Below are 263 nucleotides of genomic sequence, written 5' to 3'. Positions count from 1 at the left end.
ATATTCAATCAGTGACTTTGCGGAGTCTACGCCGACAGATCGGAATTGTGCCGCAGGAAACCGTGTTGTTTTCCGGGACGATCGCGCAAAATATCGCGTTTGGTCAACCACAGTTCGATCGCGCTCAGGTCGAGCAGGCGGCAAAAGTGGCGAACGCGCATCAGTTCATCTCGCAGTTTCCCAATGGCTATCAAACCTGGGTGGGTGAGCGCGGCGTGAATCTATCGGGCGGACAAAGACAGCGAATTGCGATCGCCCGTGCC

The 263-nt window shown here is 55.5% G+C and carries 1 protein-coding gene; it reads left to right on the top strand.

The annotated features are described in order from the left end of the window. Positions 1–11: 11 nt before the first annotated feature. A partial coding sequence (locus FLQ44_RS20135; protein WP_276607895.1) for an ATP-binding cassette domain-containing protein occupies positions 12–263 on the top strand: 252 nt, incomplete at its 3' end.

Source organism: Vogesella mureinivorans (genome assembly GCF_007644035.1).
Classification (GTDB): Bacteria; Pseudomonadota; Gammaproteobacteria; order Burkholderiales; family Chromobacteriaceae; genus Vogesella; species Vogesella mureinivorans.
The sequence above is the reverse complement of the archived record's forward strand: the minus strand, read 5'-3'. Positions and strand labels throughout refer to the sequence as shown.